General features: G+C 40.6%; 10 protein-coding genes, 3 pseudogenes and 1 riboswitch. Of the genes and pseudogenes, 9 read left to right on the forward strand and 4 right to left on the reverse strand.

Features of this window, described 5'->3' with window-relative positions:
* From PG862_RS06160 to PG862_RS06175, 4 genes are all read left to right on the forward strand, one after another.
* The coding region (locus PG862_RS06160) for a DUF6070 family protein (protein WP_270706861.1) at positions 1 to 318 on the forward strand (318 nt) is incomplete at its 5' end.
* On the forward strand, positions 318 to 1,592 hold the full coding sequence (locus tag PG862_RS06165; protein ID WP_270706862.1) for a DUF6070 family protein: 1,275 nt from the start codon (positions 318 to 320) through the stop codon (positions 1,590 to 1,592). The genes PG862_RS06160 and PG862_RS06165, both read left to right, overlap by 1 nt.
* Positions 1,593 to 1,596: 4 nt before the next feature.
* Entirely contained in the window at positions 1,597 to 2,862 is a 1,266-nt protein-coding gene (locus PG862_RS06170) for a DUF6070 family protein (RefSeq protein ID WP_270706863.1), read from the forward strand.
* Positions 2,863 to 2,918: 56 nt separating this feature from the next.
* A complete protein-coding gene (locus PG862_RS06175; protein ID WP_117514080.1) occupies positions 2,919 to 4,430 on the forward strand; it encodes a WD40/YVTN/BNR-like repeat-containing protein in 1,512 nt (503 codons plus the stop codon).
* Between the two features lie 43 nt (positions 4,431 to 4,473).
* Here the strand turns inward: PG862_RS06175 and PG862_RS06180 are convergent, their stop codons facing one another.
* From PG862_RS06180 to PG862_RS06190, 3 genes are all read right to left on the reverse strand, one after another.
* Complete coding sequence (locus PG862_RS06180; protein ID WP_270706866.1) at positions 4,474 to 6,270, reverse strand: BlaR1 family beta-lactam sensor/signal transducer; 1,797 nt, start codon at positions 6,268 to 6,270, stop codon at positions 4,474 to 4,476.
* Between the two features lies 1 nt (position 6,271).
* A complete protein-coding gene (locus PG862_RS06185; protein ID WP_107001152.1) occupies positions 6,272 to 6,658 on the reverse strand; it encodes a BlaI/MecI/CopY family transcriptional regulator in 387 nt (128 codons plus the stop codon).
* A gap of 191 nt (positions 6,659 to 6,849) precedes the next feature.
* Positions 6,850 to 7,110 carry a helix-turn-helix transcriptional regulator gene (locus PG862_RS06190; RefSeq protein ID WP_118492192.1) on the reverse strand — a complete coding sequence of 87 codons (261 nt, stop codon included), beginning with the start codon at positions 7,108 to 7,110 and terminating at the stop codon, positions 6,850 to 6,852.
* Between the two features lie 28 nt (positions 7,111 to 7,138).
* On the opposite strand from PG862_RS06190, the pseudogene PG862_RS06195 reads away from it, so the two are divergent.
* Positions 7,139 to 7,489: pseudogene (locus PG862_RS06195) on the forward strand (terminase TerL endonuclease subunit); the annotation flags it as partial.
* A gap of 1 nt (position 7,490) precedes the next feature.
* Here PG862_RS06195 and PG862_RS06200 read toward each other — a convergent pair.
* Positions 7,491 to 8,012 carry a type III toxin-antitoxin system ToxN/AbiQ family toxin gene (locus PG862_RS06200; protein ID WP_118638240.1) on the reverse strand — a complete coding sequence of 174 codons (522 nt, stop codon included), beginning with the start codon at positions 8,010 to 8,012 and terminating at the stop codon, positions 7,491 to 7,493.
* Between the two features lie 397 nt (positions 8,013 to 8,409).
* On the opposite strand from PG862_RS06200, the pseudogene PG862_RS06205 reads away from it, so the two are divergent.
* The 4 genes and pseudogenes from PG862_RS06205 to PG862_RS06225 form a co-directional block, all read left to right on the forward strand.
* Positions 8,410 to 8,748 (forward strand): annotated as a pseudogene (locus PG862_RS06205) (PcfB family protein); the annotation flags it as partial.
* A gap of 576 nt (positions 8,749 to 9,324) precedes the next feature.
* A riboswitch (cyclic di-GMP riboswitch) is annotated at positions 9,325 to 9,415 on the forward strand.
* 434 nt (positions 9,416 to 9,849) lie between these two features.
* Positions 9,850 to 12,855 carry a hybrid sensor histidine kinase/response regulator gene (locus tag PG862_RS06215; protein WP_333563192.1) on the forward strand — a complete coding sequence of 1,002 codons (3,006 nt, stop codon included), beginning with the start codon at positions 9,850 to 9,852 and terminating at the stop codon, positions 12,853 to 12,855.
* A 153-nt stretch (positions 12,856 to 13,008) separates the two neighbouring features.
* A complete protein-coding gene (locus PG862_RS06220; RefSeq protein WP_270706868.1) occupies positions 13,009 to 14,184 on the forward strand; it encodes an ATP-binding response regulator in 1,176 nt (391 codons plus the stop codon).
* Positions 14,185 to 14,191: 7 nt separating this feature from the next.
* A pseudogene (locus PG862_RS06225) lies at positions 14,192 to 14,356 on the forward strand (23S rRNA (uracil(1939)-C(5))-methyltransferase RlmD); the annotation flags it as partial.
* Between the last annotated feature and the right edge of the window lie 3 nt (positions 14,357 to 14,359).

The following is a 14,359-nucleotide window of genomic DNA, read 5'->3' on the forward strand; positions in this document are numbered from 1 at the left end:
AAAAGGAGTGGAGGAACAGGTACTTGCTATGGAGCGTTTACCTTTGAAGAAGTAGAGTACCCCGAATATCCATATTCAGAGGTAGTAGGTTTTACAGAAAACAATGATGGGACAATTACACTTACAGCCAATGTAGTATTCCCTTATGCGGGTGATTCCAAGGTATATGCTCACGAGGTTGTGGTTCGCCCTTTAGAGAATGGACGGGTACAATATGTATCTAATCGAATTATACCATCCGAAGACAACTACAGAGAAACTTGGCATACGCCACGGTTGACGTTAGAAGAATGGGAAGAATTGTACAGAGGAGAATAATGGAGGATGTGAAATGGCTGCTTAGAAAATGTGGACTTCTAATTTTACTGCTGTTGATTTTCGTGATAGTTGGGGTAATCTGTTGGGGGAAAATGCATGAAGAAGAACAAAAGGTGGCAGAAGAAGTATGGGAGCCACCTGTAGAAATCGAAAATAGCGAAGCAGAAACAGAAGAAGCCGAGAATGCGGAAACTTCCACAGAGTCAGCATATTGGTTTATTCCGCAAGCCAGTGATTGTCTTATCTCAGATGAGGAAAAGGAACAATTGCAGAGTATGGTTTTGTCAGCGGCAGATTCGGTAGCAGAAATCTATAAGGATATTGTAATTGCAGATACACCAAGTTATTCTTCCGGCATTAGCGAATTTACCAACGAGCAGAGGAAAACTGTGGTGGAGCAATTGGGCAGAAGCGGTCTGGTAAGTGTTGAAGAAGATACTGCCATGCAAAACCATGAAGCAGTCGAAACATTTTATGCAGATTACTTGGATGGACGGGACTCAATGGTTACGGTATTCGAAGTACATAGAGATGGACTGATTGGAGCAGTTACTTTTATTTACCGGAAAGGTGAGTTGCAGACTTATTATATAGGTGTTCGTTGGAAGGAAGGTGGAGTGCCTGAAATACAGGGAACTTCGGTAAGTAATGTGGCTGAAATCAAACTTACGGAAAAAGGGTATTTTATCTACGCATATGAATATGTGATTGCACATGCAAGTTTGAGACAGTATTGGAGAATAGAACCGCTTCCGGAAGACTGCCAGGAACTGACGGAGAAATACATATCAGGACTAAGTTATGTGAATTACAATGTGCTTGTCACAAACTGGAACAGTAGCAATGTAAAGGATATTTTGATGCCTTGCATGTATGAAGATATTTACCGAATTTCCACGGGTGAAAATCTGAAAACTGAGGATTGGAAGATTCCGGCAGAGGAATATGAAAGGATAATGACCACCTATTTTCCAGTATCGATAGAACAGTTAAGAGAGTATTGTGGGTATGATGAAGGGAGTAACTGCTATGAATATGAGATGATTTATGCCAGCCCATACCCACCTTTTGGAGAAGTAGTTGACTATACAAAAAATGCGGATGGAACGATTACACTTATCGTGGATGGAGTATGGCCGGATTATAATTCTGATCTCGCTTTTCGGAATACGGTTGTGGTCCAGCCATTTGAAGACGGAACTTTCAGGTATCTTTCCAATTCTATAGAACAAATTGAATTGGAACTGCCGCCAATAGCAAGAACGAAAGGATGATTTTATGGTATTAAGGAAAAAGAGCATTCTACTGATCATGGTATTTCTGATTGGGGGTTTCGTGTGTGCCTGTGGAAAAGAAGATAGTGTTGCGGGAGAATCTCTTGTGGAAGATACGGAAGAAGTATCTTCCACGGAGGAAACAAAAAATACTGAGGAAGAGGCTGCAGTACAATGGGAAAAGGGCTACGATCTTCCGATAGATGAACAGGAAAGGGAAGAAGCTGAGACTGACTGTAAAAAGCTGATGGAACTTTATCTTGACATTTATGAAACAGCAGATAAAGGGATAGCATCTAATGTTGTTTTGGATGATCAAACGGTTCTTGAAATTCAGAAGAAGGTAAAGGACGCAGGATATCCAATTGCTACGATGGTAACGTATTCTAACATGGAGAATTATGAAAGTGTTGACAGTTTTCTGAAAGAATGTATGGAAGGGAAAAGAGGCTCTGTGGTGATTTATGAAATCCACAATGATGGTGGACTGGGCAGAATGAAATTCATTTTTGATGGAACGGATATGTATGTTGTGAGTACAAGAGGAATCTGGAATGCTGACAACAAGCCGGGAATTTCGTACATTTCTTATACGAGACTCAAAGAATGGAAATACACGGAAAAAGGATGGTTCTGCTATGAGCTGTGTGTGCCAGAGCCGCCAGAGGTTAGTGAAATTATGGATGGAAGCTGCCTGATCAGAATAAAACCTATGACAGAGGAACAGTGTGAAATGTCTGAACGTTGTGTTCGGGGGCTTGGATATCAGGGACAGAACCTTTTGTGTTCCAACTGGAATGTAGAAAATATGAGTGAGTTGGATTATAACGGAATGTTTGAATATCTGTATGGAATGAAATATGGAGAAAAGTTCAATTCTGAAGATTATCCAAATGGCATTCCTAAAGAAGAGTTCGAAAGTCTGATTATGGAGTATCTTCCCATAACAGCGGAGCAGATACGAGAGTACGCAGTATTTGATGAGGAGAACCAGACCTATCTTTGGGCGAGACTTGGGTGCTTCAATTATGCGCCTACCTTCTTTGGAACTTCTCTGCCGGAGGTTGTCGACATCAAAGAAAATCAAGATGGAACAGTCACATTAACAGTTGAGGCGGTTTGTGACATGGTCATTTGCGATGATGCAGTCATAACCCATGAACTTACGGTAAGGTTTGCAGAGGATGGCAGTTTTCAGTATTTGGGGAATGAAATCCTAAATGACGGAATTATGCATATACCAGATTACCAATACCGTATTAAAGAATGATTTGATAATACTGGTGTTTTATGGTATTTTTACAGATATGAAGAAAGGAGACTTACATGAAATATATTTATAAAATCACGGGAAAAGTAAGTTTAATACTATATATATTTATGTTGTATCAATTCTGGCATCTATGTCAATATGGTGGCTTGAGAAGGCATATACCGATGTTGGCGTTAGGTATAATAGGATTGGTTGGCACAGTGGTTCTCTGGCTGATTTCGAAAAGGCATAATCAAGAAGTTAATTCAGGAGATAATGGAAATAAGAAACTTTTCTATACGGAAATGATACTCCTTATAGCAGCAACTTTATTCTTTGGTGGACGTATCGTTTATTCTGCAGTTCCGTATCACGGGGCACTGTCTTGGAAACTTGATGAGTGGATGCGTAAAAAAGAAGTAGAACTGGAGCATAATAATCTTTTTGAGGATGGTGTAGAAGGGATTCTGATGGATTTGGATGAAGCATTGCAACTGCCGGAAGAACTCTATATTGCAAATAAATATCAGGTGTCATTTGATGAAAACGGAACGATTCAAAGGATTTATGCATTCATATATGGAAAAAATGAGGCTGGAGAGAAAAAAACGTATCTTATTGATTATGACGCAGACAGCAGTAATGATATGACTGTTTGGATAGATGGTAATGTGAATGGAGAATATAGTGACGATATGCGTTTGTCTCCAATGATTGAAATTTTGAACAATTCAGACTGGACGAGTCAGGTAGAGGCGTGGGCTGAAACATTTGAAGAGCAGCAGATTTATGAAATACTCTATATGGGGCGAAGATCTTTTAGTTCAGAGGAAGGCTTACAATATATTTCGGGAGATGCAGATGGTGATGGAACTGAAACAGGAACCGGCAATTTTACTCAGCTTAGAAGCGGTGGAGAAATCGTTGGGTTTGAGGTATCTTTGCATATTCCTGATTTAAATAGTGTCACACCTGTTCGATATATTATGGAGCCTGAGTACGTCAGTCAACAAGAATTGAAGCAGGAGAATACGATGCAGCAGGTGGAGGATGCTAAAGATACAGAAAGTTGGACTGTGGATCAAAGTGATGGAACTATGTATTTCTTTTTAGATGAAAATAATGGATGGCGTTTGGTGATAACGGATGCAGCTGCCGGAAGCAGATTTTATGTAATGGAAAAGACAATGGATGGTGGTTCTACTTGGGAATGCATAAATGATGATCCGTTCAGTGGACAATTGGGAGTTGCAGAAGGTTTAATATTTTATGATGAGAACTTTGGGGTTGCAGGAATTACAGGCGCATCCCAGTCCTATTCCCGCTTATATGTCACTCGCGATGGCGGAAGGACCTTTGAAGAAATGAAACTTCCAATGGATCTTGTTTCAGAATTACCACAAATCGCTATCGATTGCGGATTTACGGTGGAGGATTTTGATTACCTGAATATGCCTGAAAAAGAGGACGACACATTGACGATAACGGTTACCACAGATGCAGCGGAGAAAGATGGGATTGTATTTCAGTCAACTGATTATGGAGCGACATGGGAATACAAAGGGCTTGTTCAGATAGCGAATTAAGAAAAATCGGGTAAAAGTCAGAGATTGACCTTTACCCGATTCTTTATTTCCAGATATTCATGTCGGACAAGATAGACATGGTTATTTCAGTTGCGTTGCCTCCGGTAGCATCGCTGTCTGCACCAATGTTGGTAGCGAAAAAGTATGTATTATCTACAGTTTCGATATAGCCGATAAACCATCCGTTCACATCTTGGCCATCCACACGTCCGGTTCCGGTCTTTCCGTAGAATGTTCCGGCATCGGAAGAGGAAAGGCAGATGGCATCTTTTACTGCATTGATATTTTCAGGGGCGAAGCCAAGGCTGTTATTCTGCAACCTGGTTAGAAGTTCGACCTGCTCTATTGGGGAAATCTTCAAGGAAGATTCCATCCAATAAGTGGAGAAATCACCACTTATATTTTCGTTTCCATACCCAATTTCCTCAATATAGTTGGAAATGTCAGCGGTTCCAAGCTGTTCGTCCACAGATTCAAAATACCAATTCACGGAGGAATTCATTGCAGACTGTAAAGTCTGATCCGCATTCCATGCTTCAAATGGATAGGTTTCGCCATTCCATGCAATGAACGAATTTTCCGGTGTAATGATCTCTTCTTCCAATCCGAACAGGGCATCATATATCTTGTAGGTGGAGTTTGGAGCAACTCGTAAGGTGGCATGCTCCATGTCGTGTATGCTCCATGCATCATTTTCTAAATCATATAAAACAAAGCTACCTTTGTATTCTCCGAAGTATGTGGAGAGGTCTACATAGGTAACATTCTCAGAAGAGGAATCCCATTGGTAGTAGCTTCCATCTGCTGCGTATGTAGAAATAAAAGGTGCGAATCCAAGTAGAAGGACAGCAGTCAACATGAATGCAGTTGTACCTTTTATTCTCTTCATAAATGTTGGCTTCTCATAAGATGCGATATTGATAATTCTCCGCTTCATCTGCTCCATGTTTCCACCAAGGCTGGCAGCAAACGGAAAAGGAGTAAGTGAAACCTTCTCTGCAAAGTTAATCAATGTATTGCCATAATCTTCGTAAGCATCCTCTTCAAGCATCTTTAAAACAGAGGTGTCACAGGCAACCTCTCTGTCATTACGCATTTCTTTCAGAGCGTACCAAACAAGAGGATTGAACCAATATACCACTCCAGCAAGGTTCATCAGATAACCGGCAATAGCATCATGGTGCTTGTAATGCTGCAGTTCATGTAACAGCATATACCGCATATCGGATTCGTTATAATCAGAGATCAGATGAATCGGAAGATAAATACACGGTTTCAAAAGTCCAACAATAATCGGGGATTTCAAAAATGCGGTACTGTAGACAGGAATATCTCTGTGAATCCCTATCTCTTCTAAGCAGTGATGATACAGTCTGCGGACTTCCTTGTTCTGAAGGGGAAGTGCAGATTTCTCCAAATTGCGTAAACGGAGAGAGGATTTGATTACCAATATAATCATTGCAAAAATGCCTACAATCCATATCCCTAACAATATGTATCCGGAAATGGATGGTATCTCGCTATTTACAGAAAGTGCGAAGTCATTCATCCAGTCTGTATTTCCTGCTGGATTAATTCCCACAGCTTCTCCTATAGCGGTTGCGGTACCAGAAGCAGGAGAGCTTCTTAAGTTACCAAGCCACGAGAAGATTTGTGGAAATCCGATGAGACGGAACGGTATAAAGGGAACTGTCAGCAACCCAAGAAGCAGGAACCACAGATTATACTGCATACGGCTGGAAAGGTTGTCTTTGAATATCCGCTTGGCTATCAAAAGAATTCCGATGATACCGCTGATAAATACATTGCATATTAAAAAGCGTATCATAAAATCAGCCACGTTAATTGCCTCCTTTTTTTGACCTCTTTGAAAGAAGGGAGCGGAGGGTATCTATTTCTGTTTCAGACAGTCTGTCATTTTCTATATAGGCAGATAGCATGGCAGTGATATCTCCGTCATAGTATCGTTCCAGAAAAGAATTGCTTTCCTGGCCGATGTATTCGCTTTCCTTCACGACTGGGGTGTAAACAAACACTCGGCTCTGTTTTTCATAAGTCAGAGCGCCTTTGGTCACAAGGCGTTTGATTAAAGTCTGTATCGTTTTCGGACTCCAGCTTGTGGTCTGTAATAATTTATCTGTTATTTCATTTGTACTGATCGGCGCATGTTTCCATACGATTTTCATAACTTCAAATTCAGCTTCAGAAATCTGTGGTAAATCGCTCATTTCAAATCCCTCCTTAAATCTTACGGATGTAATAAATATATTATAGACGCTATTTATGTGGTTGTCAATTTCAGAAAAAACAGATTGACTTGAAATCTTACTCTTGTAATAATTGAAACATTACAAGAGTAAGATTTAGAGATGGCTACAAAAAGAAAAGAACCAGAATCACAACGGATTAGCTGGTTCCTTTACTCGTTTGAATTACCTCTTTTATGTATAAGTGCTAAGAGGTATTCAATTGCTGGAAGAATCTCGGCTGCCTCTTGCTCATCACATTCCTGTAGCATCAATAACAGTTTTTGTTTTTTCAACCCGTCCGTAGCAGTGTCAGGGTGAAAAATATGGTCTGCAGGAATGTGTAAATAAGCGATGATCTGGCACAATACTTCGAACTTGGGATTACCACGGTCGTTTTCAATATTTAGTATTGTACGCTCATCACAACCTATTTGTTCAGCTAATGCTGCTTGAGATAGATTCTATCCCGTGATTTATGGTGTATCCGATGAGGATGATTGGACGAGCGAAGCTACATGGTATAAAGCCAATCCTTTCCTTGGAGAAACTATCGATATTGAAAAGGTTCGAAATGCCTATATCAGTGCAAGGGAAAATGTTGCAGAAGAGAATATCTTCCGGCAGCTTCGATTAAACCAATGGGTAAAACAGTCCACACGTTGGATGCAGATGGATAAATGGGATGCGTGTGCATTTCTCGTAAATGAGGAGGAACTTATCGGAAGAACCTGCTATGGCGGTTTAGACCTTTCAAGTACATCAGATATCACGGCATTTGTACTTGTGTTTCCACCGAGAAATGATGAAGAGTTTATGTATCGGAATAAGAACTGCATTTTTCTTCCAACATTTTGAAGTCACAGCATCTTGCAGCAAGGGAAGAATCGGGCTTGGCAATGCATTTCTGATATAATTTCATGGCTTTATTTTGCAGAGTGTCCTGAACATTGTCGATTAAAGCTTTTTCTTTCTGGAGAAGGTAGACATAGTCTGTTTTTTCTTTTTCGTTACTGAAAGAACGGAAGCTTTCTACCTGATTATATTTTAACTGTGTAAGACAGTTATCAGGAACCGGAATCATATTATTGATATTTAATACCGCATAAAGATATCCGGTGGATTCATCCTGGAGTTTATGGAAATCCAGACTGTTGGACATCTTCTGATGTTTTGGTTTTGCAGAGGAAATAGGGACATAGTAGTGGAAATCTCCGATAGTAAGAAGAATTCCCACATGGAGTTTCAAACGTTCCCCATATTCCACATATCCGACACGGGAATCAAACTGTGTCAGGTAATTGATGTATTTTTTATCGACAACGTACCAATCCATAAAGCCTCCTGAAAAGTAAAAAAGTGGGTGGATTACTCCACCCACTGCTGTTAACCGATTGTTTTAATTGGACAATCTAACCGCTTTTAAACGAGCATTTTAACTGGACGCTCTAACCGCTACACAGATATTTCTATCTGTGTTTTTATTATATGCAATTTACAGCAAAAAATCAATGCCTGTAATTGCTAAATTTTTATGACCTTTTTTCGATTTCTACAGGATTGATTTTATCACAGACAGGTACAAAAAGAAAGAGAGGGATCACTGATCAATCCACAGAAGTTCAGAATTTGAACTTCAAGAAGTCTAAGAATTTGATTAATTTCTGTTTGTAAATTTGAAATAGAACATAGACATAACAGCGTAAGGGCAGTTATAGACCGCAAGTGTTTTACAGAAAGCAATGAAGATGTATCTGGAGCATCAGAAGCATAAGGAGCCTTCCCATGGGAAAATCCCGGTAAAGAAGCTGGTCGGTCAGGGAGAGGGTGCAAAGTCCATTGAGGTTACGGATAGCAATATAAAATCCTTTGAGCGTGTCGCAAGGAAATACAATGTCGATTTCGCAGTAAAGAGGGATAAGACCACGAAACAACCCAAGTATCTTGTATTTTTCAAGGGCAGGGATGCCGATGTGATTGCACAGGCGTTCAAGGAATTTGTAAAAGTTAATGAGAAAAAGCAACAGCGTCCGTCATTACGGCAGAAACTGAAAGGACTTCAGAAGATGATCGCACAGAACAAGAACAGTCTTTGGAACTGTATATGCAGTGCAATGCCAGACTGTGGAGACAGGGACAGAGGGAAACAGTAATGATTTATCATATCATCAACAAAGGAACATAAGAAGCCGGAAGAAGCTGGGAACGGATCAGGAGAAGACTGGAAAATATACGGGTGCTGGCTGTTTTACTATTGTTGCTGAGGCTGATGGTGTTGGAGCATCAAAGAGGGGGCTGCTGAAAGCATATGAGAAAGAGCGGAATAGGTGGAGCTCGCTGGATTTTGTGACAAGAATATAATGGGTGAGTGATGAGGCTTTTCATTGCGAGTTGGTTCGTGGTGTGAAGCCTCTTTTTGGATCTAAAATTTATTATCGAACAATAGGTTATGTTTAGTTAATGGAGAGAATAGCACTATAAATGATGAATGAGTTTCATATGAAAAAAATGTTAGGTTTTTAGGATTCATCGATTTAGATTTTTTATAAAGAGAAGTTCAAAAACAGAAGTAAAATATGTGTAGATTTTTCAAAAAAAAATTATTGACGTGCGGAAAACCGCGTGGTATGTTTTTTTGAAGAAAGAGATTATTTTAAAGGCAAACCTATTGAAAGGCAGGGTCGCAAAGCCAGAAGGGACTAAAGTCAGAAAGCTTGACCATGTCAGCCGGTTGTCACTGTTTCCATATCATCATAATATATGGAAAAGATGTTTGAACAGAAGAGATTCCGATACCTTTTATACTATATAGATGTGTGATTTAAAAAAAATATAGTAGGGACACTGGCAGATCTTGGCAAGTGTCCTTTTTGTATGCAAAAATGGGTAACAAAACTAGCAGGGACAGGTTTTCTGTATACAGATAAAAGCAGGATGAAGAAGGCATAAGACGGAGAGAGGACTTTTATAAAATGAAAAATTATGAAGACAAAATATATTCCTTAGGTGAGACTGTAACGGGGCAGACACAGGCCATGTCACAGGCCGTACAGAAAACACTGGAAAATAATGGCGGGGTAGGTATAATGACAGGATCTTATGACCAAAACCTGTCTATTTTGTCTGTGGATAATCTGCTGTTGCATAGTACAGGATATACATTCGATACTTTCATGGAACAGACAAAAGGTTCATTGAGAAACTTCTTTTATGACGCGGAAGATATACTGGAGCGAGACCGTTTTTTGCAGCTTCACGGAACAGGGGAAGCACAAATCCTTGCAGCAAACGGTACAGTGAATAATGTACGGCTTTGTAAAGAGGACGCGATAGATGAGGCGGGCAGACAGATCTGGGTAATGTCCGTACAGGTCAACTGGGATCATGTAAATTTGGCACTGCTCAATGAAGCTATCTATTCCGGCTTCTGGTATTTTGACTGTGATGAAAACAGTGAGATTGTGAATGCAAACTGGAGTCATGAATTCCGAAAAATACTCGGCTATCATGACACTCTGGACTTTCCGAATAAACTGGAATCCTGGTCAGATCTTCTGCATCCACAGGATAAAGAAAGAGTAATGGTGCAGCTTCAGGCGGCAATTAAGGATAAGACGAACCAGATAAAATACCAGGTAGAGTATCGTATGAGAATGAAGGATAATCAATACCAGTGGTTTCGGACATCGGCAGAAGTAATACGCCGTCTGGATGGTTCTGCCAGCAGGATTGCCGGGATTTTTATTAACATTGATGGGGAGAAAAAAGAAATCATGCAGGCACAAAAATCTGCTGCTTTCCACCGGGCTTTTACGAAAGCAGATCTGTGCGAGTATTATGTGAATCTGGAAGCGAATACTTTTGATACCTTTAAGGTTGAACCGTCTCTGATGACCGTCTTTGAACAGAGTTATACGTGGGATGAATTGATTCGGCATTTTGTTGATTCCTATGTTGTGGAGACAGATAAGAAGGCGGTATCCTCTTTTTACGACCGTGGTTATATTGCAGAAAGGCTGAAGGGTCTGGAAACCGAATTGGCTTTAGAGTGCCGTATCAATCTGAATGGAGAAGAACGATGGGTCCGCAATGTGGTCATACGTGGCGAAATAGAGGATTCAGAATATGCCATGATTTTTCTGCGTGATATCACAGAGGCAAAGGTAGAGAGCGCACGGCATCTGCAGATGGCAACGGATAATGCTTCCATGGAGCAGTTGATTCAGAGTATTGTGCGTCTGGTTGACCGCTTTGTTGTCTGTGATCTGGAAAATGACAGATATGAATTCTACAATCTGAATGGACAGATGATATATAAACCTCTGGGATTTTATCATGATTTTCAGATGCAGGTTCTTGAAAAATATAAGACACTGGAATCATTAGAAGCTATAGATATCCTGATAGCCCCGGATAATATTCGGAAGAAACTGAAAAGTGAAAATGATATTTATAAGTTTGAGTATTGCAGCCTGGATGAAAAGACTTATAAAATCGCTTCTTATATTCCCTTGGAATGGAAGAATGGAAAGCTGGAAAAAGTATTGCTGACATCCATGGATGTGACACAGGAGAAGAAAGCAGAGATTGAATCCCGTCAGGCACTGAAAGAGGCTTACCGGTCCGCAGAAAATGCAAATCGTGCGAAAACAGAATTCCTTTCCAATATGTCCCATGATATCCGGACACCAATGAATGCGATTGTGGGTCTGACGGCAATCGCAGGAGCAAATGTTGAGAGCAAGGACAGAGTCATTGAATGCCTCGGCAAGATCACAGAATCAAGCCGCCATCTGCTGGGGCTGATCAATGAAGTATTGGATATGGCACGTATTGAAAGTGGAAAAATGACACTAGCACAGGAAGATTTCAATCTGTCAGAGCTGGTAGATAATCTTATTACACTTACGAAACCGGTGCTTGATGAACATAAACATAATTTTGATATACACATCAATCATATTGAACATGAGGCTGTCTGTGGTGACAGCTTGAGGATTCAGCAGGTATTTGTGAATCTGATGAGTAATGCGATCAAGTATACACCGGATGGTGGAAATATTACTTTTTCGATAGAGGAAAAACCCAATGGATTTTCAGAACTTGGATGCTATGAATTTACGATTGAGGATAATGGAATCGGTATGTCACCGGAATTCCAGAAAATCATGTTTGATCCGTTCAGCCGTGCAGATGACCACCGGACAACCAGAGTTCAGGGAACCGGTCTTGGAATGGCAATCAGCAGAACTATTGTGAACCTGATGAATGGCACTATTAAAGTGGACAGTACCTTGCACAAGGGAACTAAAATCACAGTAACAATTTATCTGGAGCTTCAGGAAAAAGAAAAAGAACAGGACAAAAATCTGATGAATCTGCCGGTTCTGGTAGTGGATGATGATAAGACATGCTGTGAAAGTACAGTTGCCACACTGAAAGAAATCGGTATTACAGGTGAATGGGTTCTTTCTGGCAAGGAAGCTGTTGAACGTTGTTATGCACGTCATGAGCTAAAAAATGATTATTTTGCTGTTATCCTGGACTGGAAGATGCCGGAGATGGATGGTATAGAAACTGCCAGACAGATCCGGAAACGGATAGGAAAAGAGATCACCATCATTGTATTGACATCCTATGAATTCAGCGAAATTGAAGAAAAAGCAAAGGCTGTAGGTGTAGATGCTTTTATTGCAAAACCGCTGTTCCGTTCCCGACTGACGGCTACACTGCGGCAGTTTACTTCAGGCAGAAAAGAAAATACAGCGAGAAATTATCTGGAGAAACTGTCCGAAGCAGATTATACAGGAAAAAGGATTCTGCTGGTTGAGGATAATGAGTTGAACAGAGAAATTGGTGTTGAAATTTTGCAGATGACAGGGGCAGAAGTGGAAATAGCAGAAAATGGGAAAATCGCAGTTGAAAAAGTGGAAGCTTCTCCGGAAGGATTGTATGATCTTGTTTTTATGGATATCCAAATGCCTGTCATGAATGGTTATGAGGCAACTGCAGCAATCAGGAGTCTTCCGGGTGAAAAGGGAAAACTGCCTATTGTTGCCATGACTGCCAATGCTTTTGCAGAAGATGTACAGCTGGCCAAAAATACAGGCATGAATGGGCATATCGCGAAACCGCTGGATATGAATAAGCTGAATGATGTTCTGGAAAACTGGCTGTAATTGTCTTCCTGGATGTATGGGAAAAGCAGCTAGGAAACATAGAGAGGGTTTTGTTATGACAGAAACTAAATATATATTTTCGAAGCAACCGCAGTCCATGGCAGTTTTGGTTTTTATAACCGTGCTGCAGAAGCAGCAAAGCGGGAAGCCGAAATGAAAACAAGGTTTCTGGCAACTATGAGTCATGATATACGTACACCACTGAACGGTATTATCGGTATGGTAAATATGGAAAATCAGTACGCAGATGATTCACAGATACAGCAGAAGATCAGAGAAAAGGTAATGGAATCCCTGAAATATCTGGTGTCTCTGGTAAATGATGTGCTGGATATGAATAAACTACAGAGCGGAGATTTGAAGGATCAGCAGCTTTTGTTTGATCTGACAATGGTACTACGGGAATTGAACCAGATTTATGATGAGCGGGCTGCCAAGAAAGGCATCCGGTATGAGATTGACTGGAAAAATGGTACATACAGTCACAGCGCTCTGGTTGGAAACCCGGTATATCTTGGAAGAATTCTGTCGAATATTATGGACAATGCCATAAAATTCAGTCAGGCGGGTAGTGTGATTACGGTCTGGGTTGAGGAAGAAACTCTGGATGATGGCAGAGCAATTTTCACTTTCTACTGTAAAGACCAGGGTGTGGGTATGAGTGAAGATTTTATTGCACATGTTTTTGATATGTTCTCTCAGGAAAGCAAGACAAGCAGATCCAGGTATGAAGGCACCGGACTGGGGCTTGCAATTACGAAGCAGCTCGTGGACAGAATGGATGGAAGTATTGAACTGAAGAGCAAAGCAGATGTCGGGACAACAGTTATTGTAAAAATTCCGTTCAAAATTGGCACACAGGATAAAAACAGTAATTTATCAGATAAGCCAGTAAGCCTTGATGATTATTCGGTAGAAGGCATGCGGGCATTGGTTGTGGAAGACAATGAGTTGAACATGGAAATTTCCAGATGTATACTGGAAGACAGCGGTATGGAAGTTACATGTGCAGTAGACGGGCAGGAAGCAGTTGAAATCTTCGAGAAATCTGTACCGGATTATTTTGGGGTAATTTATATGGATGTTATGATGCCGAGGATGAATGGTCTGGATGCGGCAAGGACAATCAGGGAAATGAAAAGAAGGGATGTCAGGAGGGTTCCGATCATTGCAATGTCTGCAAATGCCTTTGCAGAAGACATTATCAACAGCCGGCTGGCTGGAATGAATGTTCATCTTGCAAAGCCGCTGGATGCGGAAAAAATGATTGTTGCCTTAAAACAATGCATGGCAGATAATAGCGATGTAAAACTGCACGAAGATTTGTAGGAATAAAAAGACAGAGCATCTGTATATTTCACAGGTAAAGAGAAAATGCGGAATTGAGGTTGGAAAGAATTATAATTTATCTAAAAATGAAGATAGTAGGCAGCCACAGTGTCCAGAAGATAAAGAGAGTGCAATTGTGGAGGCATTGAAGCATTTTAAGATGAATAGTTAATAA

The sequence above is a fragment of the Clostridium fessum genome, assembly GCF_027698965.1.
Lineage (GTDB): Bacteria > Bacillota > Clostridia > Lachnospirales > Lachnospiraceae > Otoolea > Otoolea fessa.

What these genes read in the sequence shown, in the direction of transcription:
- PG862_RS06165 (WP_270706862.1), top strand. Translation starts at nt 318, where the DNA reads ATGGAGGATGTGAAATGGCTGCTTAGAAAATGTGGACTTCTAATTTTA.
- PG862_RS06170 (WP_270706863.1), top strand. Translation starts at nt 1,597, where the DNA reads ATGGTATTAAGGAAAAAGAGCATTCTACTGATCATGGTATTTCTGATT.
- PG862_RS06175 (WP_117514080.1), top strand. Translation starts at nt 2,919, where the DNA reads ATGAAATATATTTATAAAATCACGGGAAAAGTAAGTTTAATACTATAT.
- PG862_RS06185 (WP_107001152.1), bottom strand. Translation starts at nt 6,658, where the DNA reads ATGAGCGATTTACCACAGATTTCTGAAGCTGAATTTGAAGTTATGAAA.
- PG862_RS06200 (WP_118638240.1), bottom strand. Translation starts at nt 8,012, where the DNA reads ATGGATTGGTACGTTGTCGATAAAAAATACATCAATTACCTGACACAG.
- PG862_RS06215 (WP_333563192.1), top strand. Translation starts at nt 9,850, where the DNA reads ATGGAACAGACAAAAGGTTCATTGAGAAACTTCTTTTATGACGCGGAA.
- PG862_RS06220 (WP_270706868.1), top strand. Translation starts at nt 13,009, where the DNA reads ATGAAAACAAGGTTTCTGGCAACTATGAGTCATGATATACGTACACCA.